Origin of the sequence: Streptomyces regalis (assembly GCF_001509475.1) — a bacterium.
GTDB lineage: Bacteria > Actinomycetota > Actinomycetes > Streptomycetales > Streptomycetaceae > Streptomyces > Streptomyces regalis.
This window is the reverse complement of sequence record NZ_LLZG01000220.1, coordinates 1-24,970: the sequence shown is the minus strand read 5'-3', so window position 1 is coordinate 24,970 and position 24,970 is coordinate 1. Positions and strand designations below refer to the sequence as shown.

The 24,970-nt window shown below is 70.8% G+C and carries 23 protein-coding genes; 12 read left to right on the top strand and 11 right to left on the bottom strand.

The annotated features are described in order from the left end of the window. Positions 1–11: 11 nt before the first annotated feature. From ADL12_RS22760 to galU, 4 genes are all read right to left on the bottom strand, one after another. Positions 12–548 carry a MogA/MoaB family molybdenum cofactor biosynthesis protein gene (locus ADL12_RS22760; RefSeq protein WP_062704566.1) on the bottom strand — a complete coding sequence of 179 codons (537 nt, stop codon included), beginning with the start codon at positions 546–548 and terminating at the stop codon, positions 12–14. Further along, a complete protein-coding gene (moaC, locus tag ADL12_RS22755) occupies positions 545–1,072 on the bottom strand; it encodes a cyclic pyranopterin monophosphate synthase MoaC (protein WP_062704646.1) in 528 nt (175 codons plus the stop codon). The genes ADL12_RS22760 and moaC overlap by 4 nt, the downstream gene beginning before the upstream one ends. A gap of 86 nt (positions 1,073–1,158) precedes the next feature. Next, entirely contained in the window at positions 1,159–2,481 is a 1,323-nt protein-coding gene (gene glp / locus ADL12_RS22750) for a molybdotransferase-like divisome protein Glp (RefSeq protein WP_062704564.1), read from the bottom strand. Positions 2,482–2,485: 4 nt separating this feature from the next. Beyond that, the gene (galU, locus tag ADL12_RS22745) at positions 2,486–3,388 is read right to left on the bottom strand and encodes a UTP--glucose-1-phosphate uridylyltransferase GalU (RefSeq protein WP_062704644.1); all 903 of its coding nucleotides are present in this window, start codon (positions 3,386–3,388) and stop codon (positions 2,486–2,488) included. A 133-nt stretch (positions 3,389–3,521) separates the two neighbouring features. Here galU and ADL12_RS22740 point away from each other — a divergent pair, with 133 nt between their 5' ends. Beyond that, complete coding sequence (locus ADL12_RS22740; protein ID WP_063806710.1) at positions 3,522–4,103, top strand: 5-formyltetrahydrofolate cyclo-ligase; 582 nt, start codon at positions 3,522–3,524, stop codon at positions 4,101–4,103. 73 nt (positions 4,104–4,176) lie between these two features. Here ADL12_RS22740 and ADL12_RS22735 read toward each other — a convergent pair whose 3' ends face one another. Continuing rightward, positions 4,177–6,954 (bottom strand): penicillin acylase family protein, encoded by a 2,778-nt coding sequence (locus ADL12_RS22735; RefSeq protein ID WP_062704560.1) that lies wholly within the window; start codon positions 6,952–6,954, stop codon positions 4,177–4,179. 199 nt (positions 6,955–7,153) lie between these two features. Between ADL12_RS22735 and ADL12_RS22730 the strand changes: the two genes are divergently transcribed. The 6 genes from ADL12_RS22730 to mscL all read left to right on the top strand — a co-directional run bounded on the left by ADL12_RS22730 (position 7,154) and on the right by mscL (position 12,883). After that, positions 7,154–8,713 carry a potassium/proton antiporter gene (locus tag ADL12_RS22730; protein ID WP_062704642.1) on the top strand — a complete coding sequence of 520 codons (1,560 nt, stop codon included), beginning with the start codon at positions 7,154–7,156 and terminating at the stop codon, positions 8,711–8,713. 269 nt (positions 8,714–8,982) lie between these two features. After that, positions 8,983–10,248 carry an MFS transporter gene (locus tag ADL12_RS22725; RefSeq protein WP_062704558.1) on the top strand — a complete coding sequence of 422 codons (1,266 nt, stop codon included), beginning with the start codon at positions 8,983–8,985 and terminating at the stop codon, positions 10,246–10,248. Positions 10,249–10,315: 67 nt separating this feature from the next. Beyond that, positions 10,316–10,648 (top strand): FmdB family zinc ribbon protein, encoded by a 333-nt coding sequence (locus ADL12_RS22720; RefSeq protein ID WP_079052212.1) that lies wholly within the window; start codon positions 10,316–10,318, stop codon positions 10,646–10,648. Between the two features lie 77 nt (positions 10,649–10,725). Then, on the top strand, positions 10,726–11,568 hold the full coding sequence (locus tag ADL12_RS22715; RefSeq protein WP_062704551.1) for an S-methyl-5'-thioadenosine phosphorylase: 843 nt from the start codon (positions 10,726–10,728) through the stop codon (positions 11,566–11,568). A gap of 148 nt (positions 11,569–11,716) precedes the next feature. Then, positions 11,717–12,277 (top strand): hypothetical protein, encoded by a 561-nt coding sequence (locus ADL12_RS22710; RefSeq protein ID WP_062704549.1) that lies wholly within the window; start codon positions 11,717–11,719, stop codon positions 12,275–12,277. A 147-nt stretch (positions 12,278–12,424) separates the two neighbouring features. Continuing rightward, positions 12,425–12,883, top strand: a complete 459-nt coding sequence (gene mscL / locus ADL12_RS22705) for a large conductance mechanosensitive channel protein MscL (RefSeq protein ID WP_062704547.1) — start codon at positions 12,425–12,427, stop codon at positions 12,881–12,883. A 4-nt stretch (positions 12,884–12,887) separates the two neighbouring features. Here the strand turns inward: mscL and ADL12_RS22700 are convergent, their stop codons facing one another. Continuing rightward, positions 12,888–13,070: a hypothetical protein gene (locus tag ADL12_RS22700; protein ID WP_062704545.1), complete on the bottom strand. Its 183-nt coding sequence runs from the start codon at positions 13,068–13,070 to the stop codon at positions 12,888–12,890. 126 nt (positions 13,071–13,196) lie between these two features. Between ADL12_RS22700 and ADL12_RS22695 the strand changes: the two genes are divergently transcribed. From ADL12_RS22695 to ADL12_RS22680, 4 genes are all read left to right on the top strand, one after another. Beyond that, the gene (locus ADL12_RS22695; protein WP_062704543.1) at positions 13,197–14,435 is read left to right on the top strand and encodes a low temperature requirement protein A; all 1,239 of its coding nucleotides are present in this window, start codon (positions 13,197–13,199) and stop codon (positions 14,433–14,435) included. Between the two features lie 77 nt (positions 14,436–14,512). Beyond that, a complete protein-coding gene (locus ADL12_RS22690; protein ID WP_062704541.1) occupies positions 14,513–15,541 on the top strand; it encodes a P1 family peptidase in 1,029 nt (342 codons plus the stop codon). Positions 15,542–15,709: 168 nt separating this feature from the next. Beyond that, positions 15,710–16,924 carry a L,D-transpeptidase gene (locus ADL12_RS22685; protein ID WP_079052211.1) on the top strand — a complete coding sequence of 405 codons (1,215 nt, stop codon included), beginning with the start codon at positions 15,710–15,712 and terminating at the stop codon, positions 16,922–16,924. A 187-nt stretch (positions 16,925–17,111) separates the two neighbouring features. Beyond that, on the top strand, positions 17,112–17,858 hold the full coding sequence (locus ADL12_RS22680; RefSeq protein WP_062704537.1) for a DUF6227 family protein: 747 nt from the start codon (positions 17,112–17,114) through the stop codon (positions 17,856–17,858). A 12-nt stretch (positions 17,859–17,870) separates the two neighbouring features. Here the strand turns inward: ADL12_RS22680 and ADL12_RS22675 are convergent, their stop codons facing one another. The 5 genes from ADL12_RS22675 to ADL12_RS22655 all read right to left on the bottom strand — a co-directional run bounded on the left by ADL12_RS22675 (position 17,871) and on the right by ADL12_RS22655 (position 23,923). Continuing rightward, positions 17,871–18,125, bottom strand: coding sequence for a hypothetical protein (locus ADL12_RS22675; RefSeq protein WP_062704535.1), 255 nt, complete (start codon positions 18,123–18,125; stop codon positions 17,871–17,873). A 120-nt stretch (positions 18,126–18,245) separates the two neighbouring features. Next, on the bottom strand, positions 18,246–20,312 hold the full coding sequence (locus ADL12_RS22670) for a PTS fructose transporter subunit IIABC (protein WP_062704533.1): 2,067 nt from the start codon (positions 20,310–20,312) through the stop codon (positions 18,246–18,248). 250 nt (positions 20,313–20,562) lie between these two features. Then, positions 20,563–21,510, bottom strand: a complete 948-nt coding sequence (gene pfkB / locus ADL12_RS22665; protein ID WP_062704531.1) for a 1-phosphofructokinase — start codon at positions 21,508–21,510, stop codon at positions 20,563–20,565. Beyond that, the gene (locus ADL12_RS22660; protein ID WP_062704529.1) at positions 21,507–22,268 is read right to left on the bottom strand and encodes a DeoR/GlpR family DNA-binding transcription regulator; all 762 of its coding nucleotides are present in this window, start codon (positions 22,266–22,268) and stop codon (positions 21,507–21,509) included. Before ADL12_RS22660 ends, pfkB begins: the two co-directional genes overlap by 4 nt. 203 nt (positions 22,269–22,471) lie before the next feature. Next, on the bottom strand, positions 22,472–23,923 hold the full coding sequence (locus tag ADL12_RS22655) for an MFS transporter (RefSeq protein ID WP_244188015.1): 1,452 nt from the start codon (positions 23,921–23,923) through the stop codon (positions 22,472–22,474). Between the two features lie 188 nt (positions 23,924–24,111). On the opposite strand from ADL12_RS22655, the gene ADL12_RS22650 reads away from it, so the two are divergent. Further along, the coding region (locus ADL12_RS22650) for a helix-turn-helix transcriptional regulator (protein WP_062704527.1) at positions 24,112–24,970 on the top strand (859 nt) is incomplete at its 3' end.

Below are 24,970 nucleotides of genomic sequence, written 5' to 3'. Positions count from 1 at the left end.
GGATGGGCTGTTCAGCTCGCACCCCCGCTGCTGGGTCTGGGGTGGTCGCCGCCGCGGATCTGGTCGACGGCGTGGATCAGGAGGGACTCCAGGACGGCCAGGCCGTCCTTCACCCCGCCGCTGGAACCGGGCAGGTTGATGATCAGGGTGCTCCCGGCGACTCCGGCGATCCCCCGGGACAGCGCCGCCGTGGGCACCTTCTCCCGTCCGAACGCCCTGATCGCCTCGGGAATGCCCGGTACCTCGTAGTCGATCACCGCGCGGGTCGCCTCGGGGGTGCGGTCGGTGGGCGAGATGCCGGTGCCGCCGGTGGTGACGATGGCGTCGTAGCCGGCTTCGACGCCCGCGCACAGGGCGGCCTCGACGGGGTCGCCGTCGGGGACGACCTGCGGGCCGTCGACGGCGAAGCCGAAGCCCTTCAGGCCCTCGGCGATCAGCGGGCCGCCCTTGTCCTCGTAGATCCCGGCGGCGGCCCTGTTGGAGGCGGTGATGACCAAGGCGGCATACGGCGCGACCAGCGCACCGCCGACCGAAACATCCAGAGTCATGCCCGGCTCCAGTCGCCCGACTTGCCGCCCGTCTTCTCCTCGACCCGTACGTCCGTGATGACCGCTCCCTTGTCGACCGCCTTCACCATGTCGATCACGGTGAGCGCGGCGACGGAGACCGCGGTGAGGGCCTCCATCTCGACGCCCGTGCGGTCCGTCGTCTTCACGGTGGCCACGATCTCCACGGCGTCGTCCGCGACCGACAGATCCAGTTTCACACCGGACACCGACAACGGGTGACAGAGCGGGATCAGGTCAGGGGTGCGTTTGGCGCCCATGATGCCCGCGATGCGCGCGGTGGCGAGGGCGTCGCCCTTGGGGACCCCCTCGCCGCGCAGCAGCTCGACCACGCGGGGCGCGACGAGGACGCGTCCGCTGGCGCGAGCGGTGCGCGCGGTCACGTCCTTCTCGGAGACATCGACCATGCGGGCCGCGCCCGCGTCGTCGATGTGTGTGAGGTGGTCCTGCGTGGATGGGTCCTGCGCAGGGGATCCGGGGGTCTCCCCCCGGGAAGGCACAGTCATGATCGTGTGGCGCTCCCGGTCCGGGCCCGTCGCGGTGCGGCGCACGGGCCTGCTGTGCGCGACACGGTACCGCCAAGCAGGCCCGCTCAGCCGAGCAGGACCACCTCGACCTCGGTGCCGGGCTCGACGCTCTCCACGTCCTCGGGGACCACGATCAGCGCGTCCGCGTGCGCGAGGGCCGCGATCAGGTGGGATCCGGCGCCGCCGACCGGCCGCACCGCGCCCTCGGCATACGTCCCGCGCAGGAACTGTCTGCGCCCCTTCGGCGAGCTCAGCGCCTCGTCCGCCGCCAGGGTCGCGGTCGTCCGCGGGCGGTGGACGTCCTCCAGGCCCATCAGGGTGCGGATCGCGGGACGCACGAACAGTTCGAAGGAGACGTACGACGACACCGGGTTGCCCGGGAGGGCGAGCAGCGGGGTGTGGTCGGGGCCGATGGAGCCGAAGCCCTGGGGCTTGCCGGGCTGCATGGCGAGCTTGCGGAAGTCGATGCCGCTGCCGGCCTCGTCCTCGTCGCCGACGTGGGACAGCGCCTCCTTGACGACGTCGTACGCCCCGACGCTCACGCCGCCGGTGGTGACCATGAGGTCGGCGCGGACGAGCTGGTCCTCGATCGTGGAGCGCAGGGTCTCGGCGTCGTCGGCGACGGCGCCCACGCGGTAGGCGATGGCGCCGGCGTCACGGGCCGCGGCGGTGAGGGCGAAGCTGTTGGAGTCGTAGATCTGGCCCTGGCCCAGGTCCTCGTCGGGCTGGACGAGTTCGCTGCCGGTGGACATGACGACCACGCGTGGGCGGGGGCGCACGCGTACCGTGCCGCGGCCGATCGCGGCGAGCAGCGCGATCTGCGGCGGACCGAGGATCGTGCCGGCTTCGAGGGCGCGGTCGCCGGACTTCACGTCGCTGCCCGTCGCGCGTACGTGCGCGCGTGCCTCGGCCGGACGGTAGATGTGCACCTGGCCGTGGGCACCCTCGGGGGCCAGGCTGCGGGCCTGCATCCCGGTCACCGGGCCCTCGCCGAGGCCGCCGTCGGTCCACTCCACCGGTACGACGGTTTCGGCGCCGGGCGGCAGCGGGGCGCCGGTCATGATGCGGGCGGCCTGGCCGGGGCCCACCTGGAGCAGGTCGGCCTGGCCCGCCGCGACGTCCCCGACGACCTCCAGGACGGCAGGGAACTCCTCGCTCGCGCCCACGACATCCGCGACCCGCACCGCGTACCCGTCCATGGAGCTGTTGTCGAACGGCGGCAGGGAGACCGGCACCGTGACGTCCTCGACCAGGACACAGCCCTGGGCGTCGAGCAGTTGCAGCTCGATGGGTTCCAGGGGGCGGACGGTCGTGAGGATGTCCTCCAGGTGTTCGTCCACCGACCAGAGGTGGTCCTGGCCGGCAGGGCGGGTCGCGGCGGTGCTCAAATTGCTACATCTCCTCGGCTACGTAACTGCGAAGCCAGGTCCGGAAGTCCGGGCCCAGGTCTTCACGTTCGCATGCGAGTCTGACAATGGCACGCAGATAGTCACCGCGGTCACCGGTGTCATAGCGGCGCCCCTTGAAGACGACGCCGTGCACCGGGCCGCCGACCTTCTCGTCCTGCGAGAGCTGCTGGAGAGCGTCGGTGAGCTGGATCTCGCCGCCGCGGCCCGGCTCGGTCTTGCGCAGTATGTCGAAGATGGCCGGGTCGAGGACGTAGCGGCCGATGATCGCGTAGTTCGACGGGGCGTCCGCGGCGGCGGGCTTCTCGACCAGGTCGTGGACCTTGACCACGTCGCTGTCCTGAGTGGGGTCGACGGCCGCACACCCGTAGAGGTGGATCTGCTCGGGCGCGACCTCCATGAGCGCGATGACGCTGCCGCCGTGCTGCTCCTGCACCTCGACCATCCGCTTGAGCAGGGGGTCGCGCGGGTCGATCAGGTCGTCGCCGAGCAGGACGGCGAAGGGCTCGTGGCCGACGTGCGGGGCGGCACACAGGACGGCGTGGCCGAGACCCCTGGGATCGCCCTGGCGGACGTAGTGCATGGTCGCGAGGTCGCTGGACTCCTGCACCTTCGCGAGCCGGCCGGCGTCGCCCTTCTTCTGCAGGGCCGATTCCAGCTCGTAGTTGCGGTCGAAGTGGTCCTCCAGGGGGCGCTTGTTGCGGCCCGTGATCATGAGGACGTCGTCGAGACCGGCGGAGACGGCCTCTTCGACCACGTACTGGATCGCCGGCTTGTCGACGACCGGCAGCATCTCCTTGGGAGTGGCTTTGGTGGCCGGCAGGAAGCGGGTACCCAGGCCTGCTGCGGGGATGACAGCCTTGCTGATCCGAGGGTGCGACTGAGTCATGCCCGCCACCATATCCGGTGCCTTAACAGGGAATCTGAGGCTCCGGTTAATTGGCTCTCATATGAGCCCATTAGGAAGGGTTCGGGAACGACCAGTGAGTCACATCGGGCGTCCGGCCGAGACTGACAAGCGAATGTTGCGGCGAGAGTTCCTCGCGGTGAGGAGCAGGTTGACGGCGGTTGACATGCAGGCATCGGCAGCCGCGCTGGCGGAGCGGGCGCTGGAGCTGCCCGAGCTGGCGCATGCGCGCACGGTGGCGGCGTACGTCTCCGTGGGGAGTGAACCCGGCACGCTCGCGCTGCTGGACGCACTGCGCGCGCGGGGCGTGCGTGTCCTGCTGCCCGCCCTGCTGCCCGACAACGACCTCGACTGGGGCGCGTACGCGGGAGAGAACTCCCTCGCCCGCGTCCAACACGGCGGAAAGATGGCCCTCTTCGAGCCCACCGGCGAACGCCTCGGCCCGGACGCCGTGACCGACGCCGACGTCGTGCTGCTGCCGGGCCTCGCGGTCGACGCGCGCGGGATGCGTCTGGGGCGCGGCGGGGGGTCGTACGACCGCGTCCTCGCCCGGCTGGAAGGCGCGGGCGCCCATCCCTCGCTCGTGGTGCTGCTGTACGACTCCGAGGTCGTCGAGCGCGTCCCTGCAGAGCCGCACGACCGGCCGGTGCACGCGGTGGTGACGCCGTCGGCCACGCGCCGCTTCCGGGAGCCCTGAACCGCGCCCCTCATGCGAAGGGGCCCTCCACGCGCGCGTTGAGGGCCCCTTCGGTCGTTCGACCGTCACCGGGTCACGGCTTGAGCACCAGGGTGTCGCTGGTGCCCTCGTCGACCGCGCCGTCCGAGAAGGACCAGTCGAGCAGTTCACCGTCGGCCCACTTGTCCGTCTGGTCGGTGTAGTGGGCGCTGTAGGCGTGCCCGGAGGCGCCGGTGAGGTTGATCCACTTCGACTTGTCGAGGTCGCCGAGGTTGACCACCATCCGCATCGACGGCACCCACACGACGCCGTAGCCGCCGGCGGCGTTCCAGCCCGAGGCGTTGACCGTGGCCTCGCCGCCGCTGAGCTTCCAGGGGCCGCGGTTGAGGACGTACTGCAGGAAGCTGGGACCCTCCGTGCCGAGGGTCTGGTTCTTCAGGAACAGGCGGTGCAGCCGGCCCCAGCTCCAGGTGTCGATGTCCTTGCCGAGCTTGGCGGTCAGCTCCCAGCGGGCGTCGATCATGGCGCGCTTGAACAGGTCGTCACGGTTGTGCGCCGCGCCCGGCCGGGTGAGCGACTTGGGTGTGGTCCACCAGTCGCTCTTCGGGTCCTCCATGAGAGTGCGCACGGCCTCGAACCAGCGGTCGCCACCGTCCGGCTGCGCCTGGTCGGCCTCGCGCTCACCGCACTCGCGCACCTTCTGCGTCTCGTCCGCGGGGCCGGTCGTGTTCACGGGATCGACCCACAGGCACTGGCCCTCGACCCGCAGCTCCTTGGGCAGCTTGTTGCCGAAGGCGAGCTTGAGGATGTTGCGCCAGACCGAGTTGAAGTAGGCGGCCGCCGCCGAGTCGGCGTCCTGGGTATAGTCCCAGCCCTCCAGGAGCTCCTGCGCCTGACGGACGTCCTTGTCCTCGATGTCGATCTTCAGCAGCTTGGGCACGAGCAGCTTGGCGATCTCGCTGCTGTTGTCGAGCTGCATCTGACGCATGTCGTCGGTGGAGATCTTGCCGCCGTCGTCGATCTTCGACTGGATCAGATCGGTGATGCGCTGGCTGCGGGCGCCGTAACCCCAGTCCGTGGTGAGCGTGTAGGGGTACTTGGCCTTGTCGACCACGGCCTGGTTGGCGGTGACGATGTAGCCGCGGGACGGGTTGTACTCGTACGGCAGCTCGTCCTCGGCGATGTAGCCGGTCCAGCGGGACCTGGAGTCCCAGCCCGGTGCCGGGACGGAGCCGTCGTAGCCCTGCGCGCGCGTGGGGATCTTTCCGGGCAGCGTGTAGCCGATGTTGTCCTTGGTGTCGGCGTAGATCATGTTCTGCGAGGGCACGTCGAACAGGGCGGCCGCGGCGCGGAAGTCGCTCCAGTCCGCCGCCCTGTCCATGGCGAAGACGGCGTCCATGGTGGTGCCCGGGCTCAGCGCGGTCCAGCGCAGCGCGATGCCGTAGCCGTCGCCGCGGTCGGGGGCGGCGGTATCGACGGTGGCCTTCCGGCCGACCTTCACGAGCTCGCTGCTGCGGTCGGACAGCAGGGGCATCCCGTCCTTGGTCTCCCGGACCACGATCTTCTTGGGCGTGCCGCCGGCGACCTTGATGGTCTCCTCGCGCGTGATGAAGGGCACCGTCTTGTCGTCGTACAGGTAGCCGTCGCCGGAGAGCTTCTCCAGGTAGAGGTCGGTGACGTCGACGCCGGAGTTGGTCATGCCCCAGGCGATGTTCTGGTTGTGGCCGATGACCACGCCGGGCATGCCCGCGAAGGTGTAGCCGCTGACGTCGTACTGGCACTTGCTGGAGACCAAGCGGCAGTGCAGGCCCATCTGGTACCAGACGGACGGCAGCGACGCCGACAGGTGCGGGTCGTTGGCCAGCAGCGGCTTGCCGGTGATCGTGTGCTTGCCGCGGACCACCCAGGAGTTGGAGCCGATGCCGTTGCCGTTCACGCCGACGGCCGTCGGGAGGTCGTCCAGGACGTTCTGCAGGCCCGACAGCTGGCTCTGCAGGCCGGCGGTGCCCGAGCCGGCGCCCGTGCCCGCCGTGCCGCTCGTGGACCCCGTGGACGAACCCGCGCCCGCGGAGGACGTGCCGCCGTTCTGCTGGAACGTCTTGGTGGCCTCGTCGTACTGGCCGGCCTGGACGATCGTCTTGTTCCGGCTGTACGGGTAGTCCGGGTAGAGGTCCGCGATCTCCTTGGGGCCGAGGCGGCTGGTCATCAGGGCGCGGTCGATCTCGTCCTGCATGTTGCCGCGCAGGTCCCAGGCCATCGCCTTCAGCCAGGAGACCGAGTCGACCGGGGTCCACTTCTCCGGCTTGTAGTCATTGGTGAACCCGAGGGCCGCGTACTCCAGGGAGATGTCCTTGTTGTCCTTGCCGTCCAGGTAGGCGTTGACACCCTTGGCGTAGGCCTGGAGGTACTTCTTGGTGGAGGCCGACAGCGTCTTGTCGTACTCCTGCTGCGCGATCCGGTCCCAGCCGAGCGTGCGCAGGAACTCGTCGGTGTCGACCTGGCTCTTGCCGAACATCTCCGACAGGCGCCCGGACGTCATGTGACGGCGCACGTCCATCTCGTAGAACCGGTCCTGCGCCTGGACGTAGCCCTGTGCCATGAACAGGTCCTCGTCGGAGGAGGCGTAGATCTGCGGGATGCCGTAGTAGTCGCGCTTCACGTCGACGGGCCCGGACAGGCCTGCGAGCGTGAGTGAGCCCTTGGTCTGCGGGAAAGAGGCTCGGACGGTACTGATGGACCAGTACGCCCCGCCGGTGACGCCTCCGATGAGGCCCAGCACCAGCACGAGAACGATCAGGCGGGCTCTGCGCCCCTTCTTCCTGCCGGACTTGCCGGGCTGCTGACCCGTGGAGGCGGTGGTGTTGGGGGGCATCGCTGTCCTTGCTGTCCTAACGCGAGCGGCAGGCGGTCCTCTGGTGCTGGAGCAACCATAGGCGCAGGGCCCGGTCCAACTTGACTCGGAGTAGGGAACCAGCACGGACGGACGTTCGGTCATGCACCGCCGAACGTCAAGAAATCGTCAAGAGTTAGGTAAGGTAACGAAGTACTTGGGTGCGGAGAACCACCACTTCGTGTCCTATGTACGTGAGCCCACGCGCGCGTGTGCGCGGGCCAGGGAAAGGGAACGGCCGCTGACTGTCCACGACCTCAACCAGCTCCTGCTCGTCTGCTCGCTCGTCCTGCTCGTTGCCGTCGCAGCGGTCCGGATCTCCTCGCGCAGCGGGCTCCCCAGCCTGCTCGTGTACCTGGGCATCGGCGTGCTCATGGGCCAGGACGGAATCGGTGGCATCCGCTTCGACGATGCCGAGCTGACCCAGGTCATCGGGTACGCGGCGCTGGTCGTGATCCTGGCCGAAGGTGGTCTCGGCACGAAGTGGAAGGAGATCAGGCCGGCCCTTCCGGCCGCCTCCGCGCTGGCACTGGTCGGGGTCTCGGTGAGCGTCGGGGGCACGGCGGCGGCCGCGCACTACCTGGTCGGGCTGGAGTGGCGGCAGTCGCTCATCATCGGGGCGATCGTCTCCTCGACCGACGCCGCCGCGGTCTTCTCCGTCCTGCGGAAGATCCCCCTGCCCTCGCGCGTGACGGGCACCTTGGAGGCCGAGTCCGGCTTCAACGACGCCCCCGTGGTCATCCTGGTGGTCGCCTTCTCCGAGCACGGCCCGATCGAGCACTGGTACGTGCTGCTGGGCGAGATAGCACTGGAGCTGGCCATCGGCGCGGCCATCGGCATCGCGGTGGGCTGGCTCGGCGCCTGGGGCCTCAGGCACGTGGCGCTCCCCGCCTCCGGTCTCTATCCGATCGCCGTCATGGCCATCGCCGTCACCGCGTACGCGGCGGGCGCCTCGGCGCACGGCAGCGGCTTCCTGGCGGTGTACCTGGCCGCGATGGTGATGGGCAACGCGCGGCTGCCGCACTGGCCGGCCACGCGCGGGTTCGCCGACGGGCTCGGCTGGATCGCCCAGATCGGCATGTTCGTCCTGCTCGGTCTGCTGGTCACCCCGCACGAGCTGGGCGACGACATCCTGCCCGCGCTGGTCATCGGGCTGGTGCTGACGATGGTGGCCCGCCCGCTGAGCGTCATCGCGTGTCTGACGCCGTTCCGGGTCCCCTGGCGGGAGCAGGCGCTGATGTCCTGGGCCGGGCTGCGCGGCGCCGTGCCCATCATCCTGGCGACGATCCCCATGGTGGGCGGCGTCGAGGACAGCCGCCGCATCTTCAACATCGTCTTCATCCTGGTCGTCGTCTACACCCTGGTGCAGGGTCCGACGCTGCCCTGGCTCGCCCGCAAGCTGCACCTCGGCCAGGGCCCCGAGGCCGCCGACCTCGGCATCGAGTCGGCGCCGCTGGAGCGGCTGCGCGGACACCTGCTGTCCGTCGCGATCCCCGAGGGCTCGAAGATGCACGGCGTCGAGGTCAACGAGCTGCGGCTGCCCGCCGGGGCCGCCGTCACCCTCGTCGTCCGCGACGGAAAATCGTTCGTTCCGCTGCCGACGACGGTGCTGCGGCTCGGCGACGAGCTGCTCGTCGTCGCCACGGATCCGGTACGGGACGCCGCGGAGAAGCGACTACGGGCCGTGGGAGCCGGGGGCAAGCTGGCCGGATGGCTGGGGACGAACGGGGCGAGTCATTAAGGGCGCGTTTCGCACCGTTCACACTGCCGGGAATCGCAGGCCAGCAGCCCGGTGGTGCCCAGTTTCACAGGGGAAGGGGCCGTCTTTCCCTGTACGATGCAGGCGTCACCCAGATCACACCAACTCTGCCTGACGCAGAGCTGGCGCGACCGTATGGCGGCCGAGACGTCCCTGAGAGTGGACCTCGGCATCTACCGCAGTCCGCGCAAGAGGACAGCTCTCGGCGCCCCCGCACAGGCGCGCTACCAGGTGGCAGAAAGGCACGGGCCGTGGCATCCACGGTCACCTCCTCCCGCCCGGGATACGGACAGCTGCTGCGCACCCGCGGCGCCTGGACGTTCCTGCTCCCCGGCTTCGCGGCACGCCAGCCGTTCGCGATGCTGACCATCTCCATCGTGCTGCTCGTGCAGCACACCACCGGCTCCTACGGTGCGGCGGGCGCCGCCGCGGCCGTCACCGGCGTCTCCATGGCGCTGTTCGCGCCCTACAGCGGCCGCCTCGCCGACCGCTACGGGCAGCGCCCCGTACTGATCCCCGGCGTGCTGGTGCACACGCTGTCGGGTCTGACCCTGACGGCACTCGCCCTGAACCACGCCCCCCTGTGGGCACTGTTCGCGGCGGCCGTGCCGACCGGCGCCTCGGTGCCGCAGGTCGGGCCCATGGTGCGGGCCCGCTGGGGCGTGAAGCTCCAGGGCTCGCCCCTGATGACGACCGCGGCGGCCTTCGAGTCGGTCACGGACGAGCTGACCTTCGTCGTCGGCCCGCTGCTGGCCACCGCCCTGTGCACGGCCGTCGACCCGGCCGCGGGTCTGGTCACGGAGGCCGCGCTCACCCTGCTGGGCGGCCTGCTGTTCGCCGCGCAGAGGAGCACCCAGCCCTCGGTCACCGTCGACGGGCACGCGCGCGTGGAGCACGCTTCCGCGCTGCGCGTCCCCGGCGTGCGCGTACTGATCGTGACCTTCCTCGGTATCGGTTCCGTCTTCGGCGGCATGCAGGTCTCGCTGGCCGCCTTCACCGAGTCGATCGGCGAGCCCGGCCTGAACGGCGTCCTGTACGGCACCTTCGCCGCGGGCAACATGCTCTCCGGCATCGCGTGCGGCGCCATCGCGTGGAAGGTGGCCCCGCAGCGCCGCCTCGTCGTCGGATACGCCGCCCTCGCGCTGGCGGCGTCCGGTCTGTGGGCCGCCCACTCGGTGCTCGTCCTGGCCGGCCTCGGCCTGCTCGTCGGCATGTGCATCGCGCCCGCGCTGATCACCGGGTACACGCTGGTCGAGGACCTGGTTCCGGCCGGTGCCCGCACCGAGGCGTTCACGTGGCTCACCGGCGCGGTGGCGCTCGGCCAGGCCGCCGCCGTCACGGTCGCCGGACAGCTGGAGGACCGCTTCTGGGGCGGCGCCGGGTTCCTGGTGCCAATGGGCGGGACGATGCTCGCCCTGGGGACCCTGGTGGCGCTGCGCTCGCGGCTGGCGGCGCGGCCCCGCGGCCGTACCGTCGCACGTGGCGTCGGTCACCGAGTCCCGGTAGCAGTGGACTGAGCGGCTGGAATACGTCACTATTGACCGTCGTTAGCACTCATCGAGTGAGAGTGCCAGGAGGAAGACAGTGCCGACCTACCAGTACCAGTGCACCGAGTGCGGCGAGGGCCTCGAGGCGGTGCAGAAGTTCACCGACGACGCCCTGACCGAGTGCCCCAGCTGCCAGGGCCGCCTCAAGAAGGTGTTCTCCGCGGTCGGCATCGTCTTCAAGGGCTCCGGCTTCTACCGCAACGACAGCCGCGGCTCCTCGTCGAGCAGCTCGCCGGCGTCCTCGAAGTCGTCGACGTCCTCCTCGTCCGACTCGTCCTCTTCCTCTTCGTCCTCCTCGACGACTTCTTCGTCGTCCTCGGACTCGAAGTCGTCGAGCGCGGGCACCTCCTCCAGCAGCTCCGCCGCGTAACACGCACTTCTTACGGGACCCTGTCGCCTTCCGGCGGCGGGGTCCTCGGCTTCTGCGGGTCCGGTTAGGGTGCGGGCATGGCGAACAAGGCGAACGCAGAACTCGGTGTGATCGGCGGCTCCGGCTTCTACTCGTTCCTCGACGACGTGACCGAGATACAGGTGGACACCCCGTACGGGCCGCCCAGCGACTCCCTCTTCCTCGGCGAGATCGCCGGCCGCCGGGTCGCCTTCCTGCCCCGGCACGGCCGCGGCCACCATCTGCCGCCGCACCGGATCAACTACCGCGCCAACCTCTGGGCGCTGCGCTCGCTCGGCGTGCGCCAGATCCTCGCCCCGTGCGCGGTGGGCGGCCTGCGCCCCGAGTACGGGCCGGGCACCCTGCTCGTGCCGGACCAGCTGGTCGACCGTACGAAGTCCCGGGTGGGCACGTACTTCGACGGGCTGCCGCTGCCCGACGGCACCGTGCCGAACGTGGTGCACGTCTCCCTGGCCGACCCCTACTGCCCCACGGGGCGCACGGTCGCGCTGAAGACGGCGCGCGGACAGGACTGGGAGCCGGTGGACGGCGGCACGCTGGTGGTCATAGAGGGGCCGCGCTTCTCGACCCGTGCCGAATCGTTGTGGCACCGGGCCCAGGGCTGGTCGGTGGTGGGCATGACCGGCCACCCCGAGGCGGCGCTCGCCCGTGAACTCGAGCTCTGCTACACCTCGTTGACGCTGGTCACCGACCTCGACGCGGGTGCCGAGACCGGCGAGGGCGTCTCGCACGACGAAGTCCTGCAGGTGTTCGCGGCGAACGTGGACCGGCTGCGGGGCGTGCTCTTCGACGCGGTGGCCGCGCTGCCGGCGAACGAGGAGCGGGCCTGTCTGTGCACGGGCGCGCTGGGCGGGATGGATCCGGGGTTCGAGCTGCCGTAGCGGGAGCGTGGGGGGCGAGGGCGGAACGTCCCGTTCGGGTGAGGGAGTTGTCCACAACCCGTCGGTAGTCCACCGGCCTCAGCGGGCGGCGGCGTGATGGCTCATCGTGGCGTGGCAAGCCGATCCGTCGTCGTAGGTGGTGGCCCCCATGCCCTTTGCTCCGTCTTCCTCTTCCTCCCCTTCCTTCTCGGTTGCTCCGCGCCCGCTGGGCACGGACGCTCCCGCCACGTGTGAGGTGCCGCACTTCGCTCCCGTACGGGTGCGCGGCGGGCGGTATCAGCTGCGCCGGCTCGTACGGCATGGCAGGCGGGCCGTGGCGGTCGGGCTGGCCGTCACCGCGGCCGCGCTGGTGGCGGCGGGCCCCCGCGATGCCGACCGGACGCGGGGGCATCCGGTGGTGGAGCCCGTACGGAAACACCGTGCTGTCGAGGCGGTGGCCGCGCCCGTGCGGATCGCCGACGGAGCCACCGTGCGGTTGCTGCGGCCCGGCGACCGGGTCGACGTGATCGCCGCGCAGGACACCGCGACGGGCGGCGACGCCCAGGTGGTCGCGCGCGGGGCGCGGGTGACGGAGGTGCCGGAGCCGCTGGAGCCCATGGCCGCCACGGCCGAGAGCGGGGCACTGGTCGTGCTGGCGGTGCCGCGTGCCACCGCCGCGCGCCTGGCGGGGGCGAGCGCTACGGCACGGCTGGCGGTGACGCTGTGCTGAGCCGGGTCGCGCATGTCCTGCACATGGTGCTCAACGCCCTGTCAAGCCCCTCGTTCCGGTGGTGCAATTGGACAGGATGGCCTAGCCCTGACGTAGGTTGCGGAGCTGTTTGTTCCGCAACCTGTGCGCGCGAGGAGAGGCTCCGAAGTGAGCGAGAAGAAGGAACCGAGCATCTGGGAGGGTTTCAAGGCCTTCCTCATGCGCGGGAATGTCGTCGATCTGGCGGTCGCGGTGGTCATCGGTGCCGCGTTCACCAACATCGTCAACGCGGTGGTGAAGGGGATCATCAACCCGCTGGTCGGCGCGATCGGCACCAAGAACCTCGACCATTACAGCTCGTGCCTGAGCTCGTCGTGCAAGGGCGAGCAGGGCATCACGATCCTGTGGGGCTCGGTCCTCGGCGCGACCCTCAGCTTTGTGATCACCGCGGCCGTCGTCTACTTCCTGATGGTCCTGCCGATGGCGAAGTACCTGGCCCGGGTGGAGGCCCGCAGGAAGGGGAAGGAGGGCGCCCACGAGGTCATCGAGGTGACCGAGCTGGAGGTGCTCAAGGAGATCCGCGACGCCCTGGTGGCGCAGCGCGGTTCGGGGCACGACGAGCGGTAACGGCTCAGAGGTGGTGGGGCGGCTTCTCGTCGAGGAAGCGCTTCAGGTCGGCCGCGCTGTCGCCGTCGGTGCCCGGCCGCTCGCCCCACCCGCGGTCCGTGTCGTCCGAGGACTGCTGGTCCAGCGGGTCGTCGAAGATCAGCGCGGGCTTCGGCTCGCGCGGCTCGGGGGCGGGGGCGGTACTCATGCGTCCAGGGTACGGCCCGCACGGCGGACCTCCACGGCGACAGCCGTCCCGACGACGGACCCGGCGCTTGCGCGCCGTTGATCCCTTCGCAAGAAATTCCCCGCCCCATCTGCTGTGCTTGACCTCATGACGTCCAGTTCGACTCCCGCGCCGGACTCCCCCGGCACACCGGGAACCCGCCGACCGCTGCGCAGACTGGCGGCCCGTGGCCGTGGTGAGGCGCACCGGGCCGCCACCCCGCTGGAACTCTTCTTCGACCTGTGCTTCGTCGTGGCCATCGCGCAGGCGGGCATGCAGCTGGTGCACGCCGTCGCCGAGGGGCACCCGGGCGAGGGGATCCTCAACTACGCGATGGTGTTCTTCGCCATCTGGTGGGCCTGGATGAACTTCACCTGGTTCGCCTCGGCCTACGACAACGACGACGTGCTCTACCGGGTCGTCACCCTGATCCAGATCGCCGGTGTGCTGGTCCTGGCGGCCGGGGTCTCCCGGGCGTTCGAGGACCACGAGTTCCTGGCGGGGCTGCTGGGCTATGTGATCATGCGCCTCGCCCTCGTGACGCAGTGGCTGCGGGCGGCCAGGTCGAGCGAGGGCCCGGAGCGGACGATGGCCCTGCGGTACGCCGTCGGCGTGCTGCTGTGCCAGATCGGCTGGCTGGGACTGGTGCTCCTGCCCGAGGACGCCAGGCCCTGGGTGTTCCTGGTGATGGCGATCCTCGAGATGTGTGTGCCGCCGTACGCCGAGAAGGCCCACCCCACGTCCTGGCATCCGCGCCATATCGCCGAGCGGTACGGGCTGTTCACGATCATCGTCCTCGGCGAGACCATCGCCGCGGCCACGGTCGGCGTGAAGACCGGCATCGACGAGAACGACGCGCTGGGCGACCTGCTGCCGATCGCCGCGGGCGGGCTGTTGATCATCTTCGCCGCGTGGTGGATCTACTTCGCGGTGCCGATCCACGGTCATCTGCGCTCCAACAAGCAGGCCTTCCTGTGGGGTTACGGCCACTACCTCGTTTTCGCCTCGGCGGCCGCGATCGGTGCGGGCCTGGAGGTGGCGGTCGAGCAGGTCGTCGGCAAGGCGCACATCTCGACGCTGGCCGCGTCGGCGGCGGTGACCCTGCCGACGGCGCTCTATCTGCTCACCGTCTGGGCGCTGCACTCGCGCCACTTCAAGTTCGGCATCACCCAACAGCTGGTGCTGCCGACCACGGCCCTGCTGGTGATCTGCTGCACGTTCCTGGGCGACTGGGCGGTGCTCGCGGCCGGCCTCGTGTCGGCGGGGGCGGTGGCGACCGGGGAGACGCTGACGGCACGCAGGACGGCCCGGGCGGCCGGGACGGCGGCGCGGGCGCCGGTCGCCTGACCAGCCCCACATGGCCGGACAGCCCCACATGGCCGGACATCGCGGGGCCGCGCCGGTGGCTGGACGAGACTGGCCCCATGACAGTTGACGCTCTGACAGATGTCGCCGGGCTGCGCGTGGGGCACGCGACGCGCACCGGCGACGGTTGGCTCACCGGCACCACGGTCGTCCTCGCACCCGAGGGCGGGGCCGTCGCAGCGGTGGACGTACGCGGCGGCGGTCCCGGCACCAAGGAGACCGACGCCCTCGATCCGCGCAACCTCGTGCAGAAGGTCGAGGCGATCGTGCTGACCGGCGGCAGTGCGTACGGGCTCGACGCGGCGTCCGGGGTGATGGCCTGGCTGGAGGAGCGGGGGCGCGGGGTGCGCGTCGGGGTGGATCCGGCGCATGTCGTGCCGGTGGTGCCCGCGGCCTGCGTCTTCGATCTGGGCCGGGGCGGCGACTTCCGGGCGAGGCCGGACGCGGCCACCGGGCGGGCGGCGGTCGAGGCGGCCGCGGCGAGCGAGGCGGGGTCACCCGTGCGGCAGGGGTGCGTGGGCGCCGGTACGGGGGCGACGGTCGGGGCGGTGAAGGGCGGGGTCGGCACGGCGAGCGTCGTTCTCGGCTCGGGGATCACGGTGGCGGCGCTGGTGGTGGCCAACGCGGTGGGGGCGGCGGTGGATCCGGAGACGGGGGTGCTGTACGGGGAGTTGTTCCAGGGGCGTGTGGACTATCCGCAGGAGCAGGTCCATGAGGCCGCGCGGGTGCGCCTCGCGGAGATCGCGGCGAAGAGCGCACCGCCCCCGCTGAACACCACGCTCGCGGTGGTCGCCACGGACGCGGACCTGTCGAAGGCGCAGGCGCAGAAGCTGGCCGGCACGGCGCATGACGGCATTGCGCGTGCCGTGCGGCCGGTGCATCTGCTCAACGACGGGGACACCGTGTTCGCGCTGGCCACCGGGGACCGCCCGCTCGACACCGGGCACCCGCTCGCGCTGAACGAGCTTCTCGCGGCGGGCGCGGACACGGTGACGCGGGCGATCGTGCGTGCCGTGCGCGCGGCCGAGTCGGTGGACGGACCGGGTGGAGTGTGGCCGTCGTACGGGGAGTTGTACGGGAAGCGCTGACGACAGGGGCAACACTGAGGGGGTGGCGCCTGCTCCGCGCGGTCGATTGTCGCGGTTGTGTCACGTGATGGCATTCACCGCGAACGGCGGGAACCCGGTCCGGTGACGGTGACCTCTTCCACCGTGGAACGGAACGGATCCCGCAGATCGTAAGAACTGGAGCAGCTCGTGACAACGCCGGACATAGCAGCGCGGCGCGCACTGGGGGCCTGTGCCGCCCTGATGATCGGCGCCCTGACCCTCACCGCCTGTGGTGGGAGCGCCAACGCCGACAACGACGGCAAGGGCGGTGACTCCTCCAAAGCGTCCGCCGCGAAGATCCTGATCTCGGCGAAGGACGGCTCGACAGGCGCGTCGATCAACACGACCGGCGTGAAGGTCAGCGACGGCAAGCTGACCGACGTGAAGATGACGGTGGCGGGGAGCGGGCAGGCCGTGCCGGGTTCCCTGTCCGCCGACGGAGGCAGCTGGCAGCCGAAGGAGCAGCTGGAGCGGGGCACGAAGTACCAGATCTCGGCCACCGCGAAGGACGCCGACGGGCGCACCGCCACCGCCGATTCCGACTTCACCACGGTCACTTCGGCCAACAGCTTCATCGGGACGTACACGCCGGACGACGGCACCACGGTCGGTGTCGGCATGCCGGTGTCGTTCAACTTCGACAAGGCGATCAGCGACCAGAAGGCCGTGCAGTCGCACATCAAGGTCACCTCCAGCAGCGGGCAGAAGGTGGTCGGGCACTGGTTCGGGGCGCAGCGGCTCGACTTCCGGCCCGAGGAGTACTGGAAGGCCGGCTCCAAGGTCACGATGAAGATCGACCTGGACGGCGTCGAGGGCGCGAACGGCGTCCACGGGGTGCAGAAGAAGACGGTCACCTTCACCATCGGCCGCTCGCAGGTGTCCACCGTCGACGTGAACACGCAGACCATGACGGTCGTGCGCGACGGCAAGACCCTCAAGTCCGTTCCGATCTCGGCGGGCAGCGCGGAGTTCTCCACCTACAACGGGCAGATGGTGATCTCCGAGAAGTACAAGAAGCTGCGCATGGACAGCCGCACGGTCAATCTCGCCGACGCGTACGACATCAAGGACGTGCCGAACGCGATGCGGCTGACGCAGTCGGGAACCTTCCTGCACGGCAACTACTGGTACAACAAGGGCAACCCGCCCTTCGGCAGCCAGGGCACCAGCCACGGCTGCGTCGGCCTGCGGGACGTCCAGGGCGGACAGGGAGACACCCCTGCCAAGTGGTTCTACGACAACTCGATCCTCGGCGACGTGGTGATCGTCAAGAACTCCCCCGACAAGAACGTGACGCCGGACAACGGACTCAACGGCTGGAACATGACGTGGAGCGAGTGGGTCGCGGGCAGCGCCGCGTGACCCACGGAACTCACTGAAGTACCGTCCCAACAGGGATTCTTGACGGTTCGTCGGGCCGTGCGGGAACTTCTCGCGCGGCCCGCGCGTTTTACCGGACGTACGTTTTCTCGGTTCCCGGACATGATGTCCGCCCGAGGGGCTACGGTATGCACCCACAAGGTGACATGCAGCAACGCCGGGAGAAACCTTGAGCGTTCCGTACGAGACGGCAGCGTACGAACCACCCGAGTCGCCGGAGTCTCCGGAGGAGCACCTCGCGCGACTCCTCGGCCGCGCCCTGAACTCCTTCGAGCTGCCCGACGAGACGATACGGCGGCTCGACTGTGCGCTGGCTCATGACAGCTCACTGCACTCCGCGCACCACAGCGCGGGGCTGCATCGCGAGACGTACCGACATACCTGGCTGCTCGCCGACGGCTCGGCGCTCACCCTGTGGGAGCTCGTCCACAACACGGCGCGCGACCGGGCGCCCCAGCACGAGGTGTATGTCGACGAGGAGGAGCTGCGCGCCGCGACCGCGCGGCTGCCACTGCCGCCGGACGCGCCGGACTTCGAGCTGCCGGTGACGGTGCAGCTGTCGCCGATACCCGCGCCTCGGCACGCGTATGTGCCGGACGACTCGGCCGACCACGCGCGCCGGCTGCTGCGCCGGGCGGAGAACGCCGACCGGCCGGACGCGGAGACGGCCGCGCTGCTGACCACGGCGTTCGCGCACCAGATCACGCAGGCGTTCGGACGCCCGAGCCGCATGGGGCGCGCCGGCTTGTGCTTCTCGCTCTACGAGCACGCCTTCCTGCTGCACGACGGCAAGGAGGTCTCCCTCTGGGAGGTCGAGCACACGGCGACGCCGGACGGGCGGCACATGTGCGAGGTGTACGTCAGCGAGGACGCGGCACGCGATGCGATGGAGCGACGGGCGGCGCAGGTTTCGTAACGCCCCTCTTTTTCAGCGGCCGTCGCCGAGCTGTCGTACGAGGCCCGCGAACGCGTCCCGTTCCGCCGGGGTCAGTTCCACCGCCTCCAGCTCGGGGGCGGTCTGCCGCTGGTGCGGGAGCGCGGAGAGAGCCGGGCCCGTGCGCCGCGGCGACGATTCGAGGCGGGCCCGGCGCAGGACGCGGGCCAGGCCCATCACCCAGAGCACGGCCGCCAGGGCGAGGACGACCGGCCCCAGCAGCTGGAGGAACGAGACGTGCTCAGGCATGCGCCCCAGTAGACACCACGGTCCGGGCCTATGGGCCCGGACCGTGACGTATCTCGCAGGTGCCGTGAACAACTCACAGCGCCCCAAAGGGACAAGCGGGTGGCTTGCCCGGCGGAGGGCTTACGCCGCCACCGGCTGCTTCGCCTCCGCGGTAGCGGCCACCGGGGAACCGGCGGCCGAGGTGCCCTCCGGGGCCGTCTTGCGCATGCCCTTCAGGAGGATGACCAGGCCGGCCGTGACCGCCGTACCGACCGCGATGGCCAGCAGGTAGAGGAACGGCTTGCCGATCAGGAAGGTGACCCAGATGCCGCCGTGCGGGGCGCGCAGGGTCGAGCCGAAGGCCATGGTCAGCGCGCCGGTGACCGCGCCGCCCGCCATGGAGGCGGGGATCACGCGCAGCGGGTCGGCCGCGGCGAACGGGATCGCGCCCTCGGAGATGAAGGAGGCGCCCAGCACCCAGGCCGCCTTGCCGTTCTCGCGCTCGGCCGTGGTGAACAGCTTCTTGCGGACCACGGTGGCCAGGGCCATGCCCAGCGGCGGGACCATACCCGCGGCCATGACGGCGGCCATGATCTTCATTGCGGAGTCGCTGGGGGCCTGCACGGCGATACCGCCGGTGGCGAAGGCGTACGCGACCTTGTTGACCGGTCCGCCCAGGTCGAAGCACATCATCAGGCCGAGCAGGATGCCGAGCAGGACCGCGTTGGTACCGGAGAGGCCGCTGAGCCAGTCGGTCATGCCCTTCTGCGCCTCGGCGATGGGCTTGCCGATGACGACGAGCATCAGGAAGCCGACGGCGATCGAGGAGAACAGCGGGATCACGACCACCGGCATGATGCCGCGCAACACCGGCGGAATCTTGATGCGCTGGATGCCGAGGACGACCGCACCGGCGATCAGACCGGCGGCCAGACCGCCGAGGAAGCCCGCGTTGATGTTGGCGGCGATCATGCCGCCGACGAAGCCGGGCACGAGACCGGGCCGGTCCGCCATGCCGTACGCGATGTAGCCGGCGAGGACGGGGATCAGGAAGCCGAAGGCGACGACGCCGATCTGGAACAGCAGCGCCGCCCAGCTGTCGACCTGCAGCCAGTCGAAGTGCTCGGTGACCGGCTTGGCCTTGTTGATCTCCCAGCCGCCGATCGCGAACCCGAGCGCGATCAGCAGACCGCCCGCCGCGACGAACGGGACCATGTAACTCACGCCGGACATCAGCCACTTGCGCAGCTTCGTGCCGTAGCCCTCGCCGGGCTCGCCGGCGCGCTCGACGGGGGTGCCACCGCCGGGCCTGGCGGCCGCGGTGACCTCACCGCGGGCCGCCTTCTCACGCACCTCGGCGATGAGTTCGGCCGGGCGGTTGATGCCCGCCTTCACGCCGACGTCGACGGTGGGCTTGCCGGCGAAGCGGTCCTTCTCCCGTACGGACACGTCGTGGGCGAAGATCACGCCGTCCGCCGCCGCGATGACGGCCGGGTCGAGGCGGCTGAAGCCGGCCGAGCCCTGCGTCTCGACGACGAGCTCGACGCCCGCCTCACGGCCCGCGTTCTCCAGGGACTCGGCCGCCATGTACGTGTGGGCGATGCCGGTCGGGCAGGAGGTGACGGCGACGATACGGAAGGGACGCTCGCCGGACGCCTGGGCGGGGGCGTCGGAGGTGGTGCCCGTGGCGGCGTCGGCGGAGGCCGCCACCGACGACGCCACGGAGTCTGCGGGCTCTTCCGAAGCGGCGGCATCGGCCGCCGGGGGCTCCTCGCCGCGGATCAGCGCCGCCGCCGACACCGCGTCGCCCGCCGACCGCAGCGCGTCCGTGAACTCGGCGTTCATCAGCTGGCGGGCCAGCGACGACAGGATCGTCAGGTGGGCGTCGTCCGCACCGGCGGGGGCGGCGATCAGGAAGATCAGGTCGGCAGGACCGTCCGCCGCGCCGAAGTCGATACCGGCGGCGCTGCGCCCGAAGGCGAGCGTCGGCTCGGTGACGTGTTCGCTGCGGCAGTGCGGGATGCCGATGCCGCCGTCGAGGCCGGTGGGCATCTGTGCTTCGCGCGCGGCCACGTCGGCGAGGAAGCCGTCGAGGTCGGTCACCCGGCCCAGGGCCACCATGCGCTCGGCGAGGGCACGCGCCGCCGCTTCCTTGGTGTCGGCGGACAGGTCGAGATCGACCAGGTCCGCGGTGATCATGTCGCTCATCGCGGGCTCCTTCGCTCGCGTATCGCCCGGGGAGTCTGGTGGGCGGTGAAGGGGACGGGGGTGCCGTGGGGGGTGGTGTGACTGCGGTGGGGGGTGGCGGAGGTGAGGGAGGCGGGATCGGGGAAAACCCGCCTCCCCCGGGCGGCAGAGCGGCTCAGGAGGCTCTGCCGGCCGTCGGCGGGCGTGAGTAACGCCGAGCTTCGCCGGTTGCGGACCGGATCGGCAAGAACTGTGACAAACACGACATTCGTCATGACACCGGCTCCTTCAGTACGCGATCCAGCGGCACCTCGGCCGTGACCGTCACCGCCGCCATGTCCAGGTCACCCGGAGCCGGCATCACGCTGCCGGGGAGCTGCACGGCCGCCGCGCCATGGGCGACCGCCGAGGCGAGGGCCGCCGGGCCGCTGCCGCCGGCGATCAGGAACCCGGCGAGGGAGGAGTCACCGGCGCCGACATTGCTGCGTACGACGTCCACGCGCGCACTGGCGAACCAGGCGCCCGCGTCGTCCACCAGCAGCTGCCCGTCGGCGCCCAGGCTCGCGAGCACGGCGCGCGCGCCCATCTCGCGCAACTCCTCGGCCGCCTTCACCGCGTCACCCACGGTCGACAGGGGGCGCCCGACGGCCTCCGCGAGCTCCTCGGCGTTCGGCTTCACCACGTCGGGCCGCGCGCGCAGCGCTTCGAGGAGGGCGCGCCCGGAGGTGTCCAGCGCGATCCGCGCGCCGCCCGCGTGCGCCCGGGCGACCACATCGGCGTACCAGGACGGCGCGAGCCCTCGGGGCAGGCTTCCGCAGCAGGCGATCCAGTCGGCGTCGCGGGACTGCTCGCGGACCGTCTCCAGGAGCAGCTCCTGCTCGGCCGCGGACAGCTCGGGACCGGGCGCGTTGATCTTCGTCAGTACCCCGTCCGACTCCGCGAGCGCGATGTTCGAGCGGGTGGCCCCGGCGACCGGGACCGGCGCCACCTCGATGCCCTGCGCGTCGAGCAGGTCGGCGACAAGCGCGCCGGGCGCACCACCCAGGGGCAGTACCGCGACCGTGCGCTGCCCGGCGGCCGCGACGGCGCGCGAGACGTTCACGCCCTTGCCGCCCGGGTCCATGCGCTCGCCGGTGGCGCGTATGACCTCGCCACGGTCGAGGGACGGGACCTCGTAGGTGCGGTCCAGAGACGGGTTCGGGGTGACGGTGAGGATCATGCGCGCACTACTTCCGTGCCGCCGCGCTCGATCGCGGTGGCGTCTTCGGGGCTCAGCCCGCTGTCGGTGATCAGCAGGTCCACGTCGCTCAGGTCACCGAACCGGGCGAAGTGCTCCTGGCCGTGCTTGGAGGAGTCGGCGAGGAGGACGACGCGGCGGGCGGCGGCGACGGCGGCACGCTTGACCGCGGCCTCGGCGAGGTCGGGGGTGGTCAGACCGTGCTCGGCGGAGAAGCCGTTGGCCGCGACGAACAGCACGTCCGCCCGGATCTCGCCGTACGCCCGCAGCGCCCAGGCGTCCACGGCCGCGCGCGTACGGTGCCGTACGCGTCCCCCGACCAGGTGGAGCTGGATGCCTGGGTGGTCCGCGAGGCGGGCCGCGATGGGCAGGCTGTGCGTGACGACGGTGAGGGACGCCTCCAGCGGCAGCGCGGCCGCGAGGCGGGCCACCGTCGTACCGGCGTCGAGGATCACCGTGCCCTCGGTGGGCAGCTCGGCGAGGGCCGCCTTGGCGACGCGGTCCTTCTCGTCGGCCGCCGTCGACTCGCGCTCGGCGAGGTCCGGCTCGAAGTCCAGACGCCCGGCCGGGATCGCACCGCCGTGCACCCGGCGCAGGAGCCCGGCGCGGTCGAGGGCCTTCAGATCCCGGCGGATCGTCTCCGCCGTCACCTGGAACTCCTCGGCCAGCGACAGGACGTCCACTCGGCCGCCGTCACGGGCGAGCCGGAGGATCTCCTGCTGCCGCTCCGGTGCGTACATGTCCGTTCGCCTCCGAACTGTGCCCGAACTTGTGGTTTCGACGGGAGGCTACGCCCGGATTTCCGGAAAGTAAACAGGTTCGGGCCCAATCGGGCATGAACGGGCTTCCGAGCTGGGGCGACACGGATCCGAGCCGGGGCGATACGGAAACGACGAGGGGCCCGGCACCGAAGTGCCGGGCCCCTCCCCCGCTCTGGCCCCGCTCAGCCCACCAGCGCGGGCTCCTTCTCGCTCGCCGGCGACGGCTCCTCGGCCGCTACCTCGACGTGCTGTGCCGGGCGCTTCGGCAGGGCGAACATCAGGAGGAAGATGACGGCCATCACCGCGGCCACCCACCCGAGCGCGTTCTGGAAGCCGTCCGCGAAGGCCATGCCGGCCGCCGTGCGCTCCGTGGCCGCGGTCAGCCGGTCGTCGACGACGCCGAAGAAGACCACCGAGACCAGGCCGAGGCCGAGCGCGTTGCCCATCTGCTGAACGGTGTTGATCAGACCGGACGCCGAGCCCGCGTGCTCGCGCGGCACGTCGGAGAGGATCGCGTCCGTCAGGGGCGCCACGATCAGGCCCATGCCGACGCCCATGACGACCAGGGGCAGGGCCATCTGCCAGGGGGCGATGGACAGGCCGTAGCGGCTGGACTCCCAGATGTAGAGCAGCACGCCGATCGCCATCACCAGCGCGCCCGCCTGGAGCACCTTGCGGCCGAAGCGCGGGACCAGCTTCTGGACGGACATACCGGCCGCCGTCGAGACAGCGATCGAGAACGGGATGCCGGTCAGGCCGGCCTTCAGCGGGGTCCAGCCGAGGCCGAACTGCATGTACAGCGTCCAGACCAGGAAGAAGATGCCGAGCGCGACGCCGAAGACGGTCTGTACGGCGATGCCGGCCGCGAAGCTCTTCACCTTGAACAGGGAGAGTTCGATCAGCGGGGAGCCGTCGCGGGCCGCCTTCCGCCTCTCGTACGCCACCAGCGCCGCGAGCACGACGAACGCGCCCGCCATCGACACGTACCCCCACAGCGGCCAGCCGAGCTCGCGGCCCCGGGTCAGCGGGTAGAGCAGCATCAGCAGGCCGAGGGTGACCAGGGCGACGCCGACGAGGTCGAGCTTCAATGCCTTCGGCGCCTTGGACTCGGTGATGAAGCGGCTGCCGAGGATCAGGCCCGCGATGCCGACCGGGAGGTTGATGAGGAAGATCGGGCGCCATTCGAGGCCGAAGAGGTTCCACTCCGTCAGCAGTGCGCCGAGGAGCGGGCCCATGACCGCACCGAGGCCGACGACCGCGCCGAACAGGCCGAAGACCTTGCCGCGTTCGTGCGCCGGGAAGGTGGCGTGCACGATCGACAGGACCTGCGGGACCATCAGCGACGCCATCGCGCCCTGCAGGATGCGGGAGGCGACCAGCATCTCCGGGTTCGCGGCGAAGCCGCACAGGGCCGAGGCGAGGGTGAAGCCGCCGATGCCGATGAGGAACAGCCGCTTGCGGCCGTGGATGTCGCCGAGACGGCCGCCGGTGATCAGGCCTGCGGCGAACGCGAGGGCGTAACCGGCGGTGATCCACTGGATCTGGCTGAACGTCGCGCCGGCCTCCCGCTGGATCGACGGGATCGCGATATTGACGATCGTGACGTCGACGAGGTCCATGAAGGCCGCGGTCATCACGATCGCGAGGGCGAACCAGCGGCGGCGGTCGCCTGCGGCGGGCTGCGTGGGCGGTGCGTTGTGGCGGATCGCGGGGTGGAGCCCGGGCTCTGTCTCTGTCCCGGCTGAGGTCCTTGAGGTCATGGTGTGAAGCTATGCCCGCATTAGGTCAGATCGCGTCCTAGTTCTGCGGCATCCTCGGATTCATGACGACGGACACTCCGGCACGGCTTCTGACGCTCCTGTCCCTTCTGCAGACGCCCCGCGAATGGCCCGGCGGTGAGCTCGCCGACCGGCTCGGGGTGTCCCGGCGTACGGTGCGGCGGGACATCGACCGGCTGCGGGAACTGGGGTATCCCGTGCAGGCGACCAAGGGGGCCGACGGTGGTTATCGGCTCGTGGCGGGCAAGGCGATGCCGCCGCTCGTCCTGGACGACGAGGAGGCCGTCGCCATCGCGGTCGGGCTGCGGGCCGGGGCCGGGCATGCGGTCGAGGGGGTGGAGGAGGCGTCCGTGCGGGCGCTGGCAAAGCTGGAGCAGGTGCTGCCGGCGCGGTTGCGGCACCGGGTGACGACGCTTCAGGCCGCGACCACGCCGCTGATCAGTGGGGACGGGGCGAGTATCGCGCCCGAGACGCTGACCGTGATGGCGTCGACTGTGGCGGGGCGGGAGCGGTTGCGGTTCGCGTACCGGGCCGGGGACGGCACGCAGTCGCGTCGCTTGACCGAGCCGTATCGGCTGGTGTCCACGGGGCGGCGCTGGTACCTCGTCGCCTACGACCTCGATCGGGACGACTGGCGGACGTTCCGGGTGGACCGGGTGAGCGAGCCGTTCGCGACGGGGGCGCGGTTCGCTCCGCGGGAGTTGCCGACGGGGAGTGCGGCGGAGTATCTGCGGCAGTCGATGTGGCGGCGGCAGGAGACGTACGAGTTCTCGGTGACGTTCGATGCGCCTGCGGAGTTTGTCGCGGCTCGGTTGCCGGGGTGGTTGGGGGTGCCTGAGCCGGTGGATGACGGGCGGCGGTGTCGGCTGCGGGGGGCTGCGGGGGAGCGGCTCGCCTTCGGGC

What these genes read in the sequence shown, in the direction of transcription:
- ADL12_RS22715 (WP_062704551.1), top strand. Translation starts at nt 10,726, where the DNA reads ATGGCGAACAAGGCGAACGCAGAACTCGGTGTGATCGGCGGCTCCGGC.
- pfkB (WP_062704531.1), bottom strand. Translation starts at nt 21,510, where the DNA reads ATGATCCTCACCGTCACCCCGAACCCGTCTCTGGACCGCACCTACGAG.
- ADL12_RS22710 (WP_062704549.1), top strand. Translation starts at nt 11,717, where the DNA reads ATGCCCTTTGCTCCGTCTTCCTCTTCCTCCCCTTCCTTCTCGGTTGCT.
- moaC (WP_062704646.1), bottom strand. Translation starts at nt 1,072, where the DNA reads ATGACTGTGCCTTCCCGGGGGGAGACCCCCGGATCCCCTGCGCAGGAC.
- ADL12_RS22660 (WP_062704529.1), bottom strand. Translation starts at nt 22,268, where the DNA reads ATGTACGCACCGGAGCGGCAGCAGGAGATCCTCCGGCTCGCCCGTGAC.
- galU (WP_062704644.1), bottom strand. Translation starts at nt 3,388, where the DNA reads ATGACTCAGTCGCACCCTCGGATCAGCAAGGCTGTCATCCCCGCAGCA.
- ADL12_RS22670 (WP_062704533.1), bottom strand. Translation starts at nt 20,312, where the DNA reads ATGAGCGACATGATCACCGCGGACCTGGTCGATCTCGACCTGTCCGCC.
- ADL12_RS22700 (WP_062704545.1), bottom strand. Translation starts at nt 13,070, where the DNA reads ATGAGTACCGCCCCCGCCCCCGAGCCGCGCGAGCCGAAGCCCGCGCTG.
- ADL12_RS22735 (WP_062704560.1), bottom strand. Translation starts at nt 6,954, where the DNA reads ATGCCCCCCAACACCACCGCCTCCACGGGTCAGCAGCCCGGCAAGTCC.
- ADL12_RS22760 (WP_062704566.1), bottom strand. Translation starts at nt 548, where the DNA reads ATGACTCTGGATGTTTCGGTCGGCGGTGCGCTGGTCGCGCCGTATGCC.
- ADL12_RS22675 (WP_062704535.1), bottom strand. Translation starts at nt 18,125, where the DNA reads ATGCCTGAGCACGTCTCGTTCCTCCAGCTGCTGGGGCCGGTCGTCCTC.
- ADL12_RS22740 (WP_063806710.1), top strand. Translation starts at nt 3,522, where the DNA reads ATGTTGCGGCGAGAGTTCCTCGCGGTGAGGAGCAGGTTGACGGCGGTT.
- ADL12_RS22690 (WP_062704541.1), top strand. Translation starts at nt 14,513, where the DNA reads ATGACAGTTGACGCTCTGACAGATGTCGCCGGGCTGCGCGTGGGGCAC.
- ADL12_RS22655 (WP_244188015.1), bottom strand. Translation starts at nt 23,923, where the DNA reads ATGACCGCGGCCTTCATGGACCTCGTCGACGTCACGATCGTCAATATC.
- ADL12_RS22695 (WP_062704543.1), top strand. Translation starts at nt 13,197, where the DNA reads ATGACGTCCAGTTCGACTCCCGCGCCGGACTCCCCCGGCACACCGGGA.